At 32.5% G+C, this 4,219-nt stretch carries 4 protein-coding genes; 1 reads left to right on the top strand and 3 read right to left on the bottom strand.

The features are described from left to right. Positions 1–654: 654 nt before the first annotated feature. The gene (gene bsh, locus ABS911_RS14495) at positions 655–1,629 is read left to right on the top strand and encodes a choloylglycine hydrolase (RefSeq protein ID WP_350468147.1); all 975 of its coding nucleotides are present in this window, start codon (positions 655–657) and stop codon (positions 1,627–1,629) included. Positions 1,630–1,697: 68 nt separating this feature from the next. Here bsh and ABS911_RS14490 read toward each other — a convergent pair whose 3' ends face one another. From ABS911_RS14490 to ABS911_RS14480, 3 genes are all read right to left on the bottom strand, one after another. Next, a complete protein-coding gene (locus ABS911_RS14490; RefSeq protein WP_350468146.1) occupies positions 1,698–2,399 on the bottom strand; it encodes a hypothetical protein in 702 nt (233 codons plus the stop codon). 1 nt (position 2,400) lies between these two features. Next, positions 2,401–3,111 carry an ABC transporter ATP-binding protein gene (locus ABS911_RS14485; protein WP_023179351.1) on the bottom strand — a complete coding sequence of 237 codons (711 nt, stop codon included), beginning with the start codon at positions 3,109–3,111 and terminating at the stop codon, positions 2,401–2,403. A gap of 84 nt (positions 3,112–3,195) precedes the next feature. After that, complete coding sequence (locus tag ABS911_RS14480) at positions 3,196–3,834, bottom strand: TetR/AcrR family transcriptional regulator (protein WP_350468145.1); 639 nt, start codon at positions 3,832–3,834, stop codon at positions 3,196–3,198. Positions 3,835–4,219: the final 385 nt, after the last annotated feature.

The raw sequence follows: 4,219 nt of genomic DNA, 5'->3' as shown, positions 1-4,219 counted from the left end.
CTGAAATTCAAGGCATTACTAGAATGGATGACTTTGGTATTTCGAATGCCCAATTTTTAGATCCTTTTGGGTATGTATGGATGTTACATGAGATTCATAGAGAAGTTAGTTTTGAAGAAAGAATGGATCTCTTAAAAGAAGAGTTTGACTAAATATTATTATTGGTCAAAAAAGGAGAACTGCATCACTTGCAGTTCTCCTTTTTGCATTCTGTTATCCTATTATTTTGAAAATAAGAAATGCTATCGCATATATCTTTGCTTAATGCGATTCTTGGTTCCTTCATTCATTTTAAAAATACCTAATCTTCCTAACACTAGTATGCTTATAGTTTACCATACTATTTTTTTCGGTTTCACATTAAACTGTGCTAACGTCAATCTGCATCCAGATTAAGAATTGTATAATTTCTACAATTAATCTCCAAAAAAAGATATAATCACTTGTTATTTTGGCAGAATCGCACTCTAATTGTAAAAAATAATTTAAATTATACGAGCTATTTTTTTGATTCCCTACACTAATAACCTTTTATCCTAGAAAGAAATTTAATGCATATTTTTTTCTATATAAATTAGTACTACTAAATAGTTGTTTTAATAATAGATAACTCTTACTATAGTGATGTATTAAACTATTTAGGAGGGATATTTTATGTGCACAGGTTTAGCTTACACGAATGACACGTTCTATTTTGGAAGAAATCTCGATTTGGAGTATGCTCTAGACAACAAAGTTGTTGTTACACCAAGAGACTACAAGTTCAAGTTACGTAAAGAAGAAGAGCTCACTTCCCACTATTCGTTGATTGGTATGGCTATGGTAGTAGATAATTACCCTTTATACTTTGATGCAGTTAATGAAAAAGGCCTTGGAATGGGCGGATTAAACTTTGATGGTTTTGCAGTCTACCATGATGAGCAAAAAGGAAAAAAAAATATTACCCCTTTTGAATTTATCCCTTACTTATTAGGCAAATGTGCTACTGTCCAAGAAGCTAAAACGTTATTAAAAGATATTAATCTAATCAATATTTCTTTTAGCGAAAAATTACAGTTATCGCCATTGCATTGGTTAATATCAGATAAAGATAGCTCAATTGTTGTCGAATCAACAGCTGAAGGATTACAAGTATATGACAATCAATTTGGCGTATTAACCAATAATCCCTCTTTTCCATATCACAAATACAATATGAGCAATTACTTGAATCTTACAGCCAATATCCCAGAAAATCGTTTAAGTTCTAAGGTTGATTTAGCTGTTTACAGTCGAGGAATGGGGGCTATTGGTCTTCCTGGTGATCTTTCTTCTCCATCAAGATTTGTTCGTGCAGCATATGCTCGTTTAAATTCTGTGGCAGATAAAACAGAACAGGCGAACGTTTCTCAATTTTTCCACATTTTAGATTTTGTAGCACAACCAAGAGGTGGCGCTATGGCACCAGAAGGAATTTATGAAATCACTCAATATTCTTCTTGTGTAAGCGTTGAAGAACAGACTTATTATTATAAAACTTATGAAAATAGTCAAATATGTGCTGTATCTATGAAAAATCTTCCTTTAGATAGCACTGACTTATTTGTTTATGAATTAGAAAAAGAACAGGCGATCCATTACACTAACTAAAATTTCACTTAAAATAAAAGCATCAAAGGAACTGGAATAATTCACAGTTTCTTTGATGCTTTTTATTACTAAGCCTCTAATCGCAACACTTTTTTTGTTAGCGTTAAAACTACTAATACACCTATAAAAAAGAGGATACCAGAAATTGCTAAAATCACTTCAACTCCACCTACCATAACTAAATTGCTTAGTATGCTACACAGAACTACAGCTGAAACAATGGCTAAAGCCAATGAATTTCTCCACCAGCCAATTGCTAGAGCGATCAGGCTGATGCTAACAACTAACATAATAGAAACAATCATGAGTGGCAACTGATTTATAATAATGGTAAAAGATAACGTATCATTTACTAAAGAAAAAACAGATTCTGACACAAAGAATAAGCTATTGGTTAATAATACTCCAATAAAAACTCCGACTCCACAAAACAATTCACAGAAAATGATCTTTGCCCAGAAGACTTTCTTTCTAGAAACAGGATAACTTAGCGTTAAAGGAATATAATTGTCGTTATAAGATTCCATGATGACTTTTCCTAACATAGCTGTATTCATACATGCAAATCCAGTTACATTTATAATGAAAGAAATAACATACAAAAATGCATATGTTCCCATTTCTGGATCAGTTGCTAAAATATTTGGATCAATTTGAGGCACATAGGCTAATAGATCGATCAAAGCTAAAGCGGCTAAAGGAATTAGGACGCTTGTAAACAGATAAGGGGTTAATGCAATTTTTTTCATTTCCAATCCGATAAGTTTCATTTTAATATTCCCCTTCCATTTTGCTGATTAAGAAGTCTTCTAATCCATCTTGGTGTGTTGCAACCAAGTCAAGCTTTCGCTCATCTAAAACAAGTTCTCCATCAAAAATCACACCAATTCGAGTAGCGGCAGATTTCACTTCTGTTAAAATGTGGCTCGACATGATAATCGTTTTGCCAAGCAAAGAAAGTTCTTCAATCAGTTCACGAAATTGTTTGATGCCTCTAGGGTCAAGGCCATTTAGTGGTTCATCTATGATTATCAACTCAGGGTCATGAACGAGACACCTTGCCAAAACAAGTCTTTGGCGCATACCTAATGAGTATTCTTTGACAGGTCGATCATTATCTACTGCCAATCCGACAACTTTAAGCCACTCGGGGATACGTTCTTTAGAAGATCCCATATAGTCACAGTGAATTTTCAAATTTTCCACGGCACTTAAATGTTCATAAAAGACCGGCTCATTAATGTTCGATCCTATTTTAATTTTTACTTTTTCTAGATCCTTGTCTTCATTTAGAATAGTGATAGAGCCATTTGATGCTCTTGATAATCCTGTTAGAATTTTAAATAGTGTTGATTTTCCAGCACCATTTCTTCCAAGCAACACATAGACTTCTCCTTTTTGAATGGTCAAACTAAAATTCTTCAAAACCTCTTTTTTTCCATAATTCTTTTCCAAATGATGAACAGCAACAATAGTTGTCATTTTTATCTTCCTTTCGTACTCCAATATAGTATATTCAAAAGATAGATACCACTGGTATGTATCTTTATAAAAAAAATAGCTTTTTTAATCGCTATTTTTTTTTAAAACAGTAAACAATGTAAAAGCATCTTGAACAATTTCATCTGTTAATAAAGGAACACCTAATCCATTAAACATTTGTTGAATGAACAAAATTTTCCGGCGCAATTCCTCTTCTGACAAAAGACTCAGTTGAAATCCGATCCATAAATTAATCGTTAGCATAAGCAATTCCGTAATCTCTTCTGGATAATCTGTTTGAATTGACCCATCCATGACTCCTTCATCAACTATTTTTTTCATTTCTGGAACCAGTTCTTGGAAGACTTGTAAATATTGTTCTCCTAATATTCTAGGACTCCTCAAAGCAACAGCAACAGCATAACCGATTGATTGTCTTCGATAAGATTTAAAAGAATCCTTTAAAACATTTTGTAATTTTTCTAATCCATTTCTTCCCCTGAGTTGTTCAAGAATAGGTTGTTCATCAGCTTCATCCATTATCGTTTCTAAAATAGCAAATTTTGATTTAAAGTGGTGATAAATGACCCCTTTTGTCATATTTCCTAATCCATCTACGATATCTTGAATAGAAGTTCCATCATAACCCTTTTCTAAAAATAACTTTTCCGCCACATCCAATATTTTCTTTCTTGTTTCTTCAGGGTATTTATTTCTTGCCAACTATTTCACCTCACATAAATACCAGTGGTATGTATCTTGTATAATACATACCGCTGGTATTTATGTCAAATGTTTTAGATTGTTAATTTACCATTTCTTACTTTTTAAGATATAAAAAGAATTGCAACAAGAAGAAAACAATGATTTAATCGAAATAACCTTGTAAAAGACCATCAAACGCTATAGTATGGACTTTAAGACACGAAATAGAAAGAGGCAACAACATTATGACTATTACCCAAACAGAACCAGCTAATATTGAGGAATTAAAAACAAAAGCAAATACAAAAGACAATTGGAAAATCAGACTCGAAGCCGTTACTGAATTAGCAAACTATGACTGTCAAAAATCAAGATATATCTTAACAAAACTTGCATCAAATGA

Source organism: Carnobacterium sp. (assembly GCF_040274425.1).
This window is presented reverse-complemented; position numbering and strand designations above follow the sequence as displayed.

Excerpts from the sequence above, each read along its gene's own strand:
- bsh (WP_350468147.1), top strand. The coding sequence starts at position 655 with ATGTGCACAGGTTTAGCTTACACGAATGACACGTTCTATTTTGGAAGA.
- ABS911_RS14490 (WP_350468146.1), bottom strand. The coding sequence starts at position 2,399 with ATGAAACTTATCGGATTGGAAATGAAAAAAATTGCATTAACCCCTTAT.
- ABS911_RS14485 (WP_023179351.1), bottom strand. The coding sequence starts at position 3,111 with ATGACAACTATTGTTGCTGTTCATCATTTGGAAAAGAATTATGGAAAA.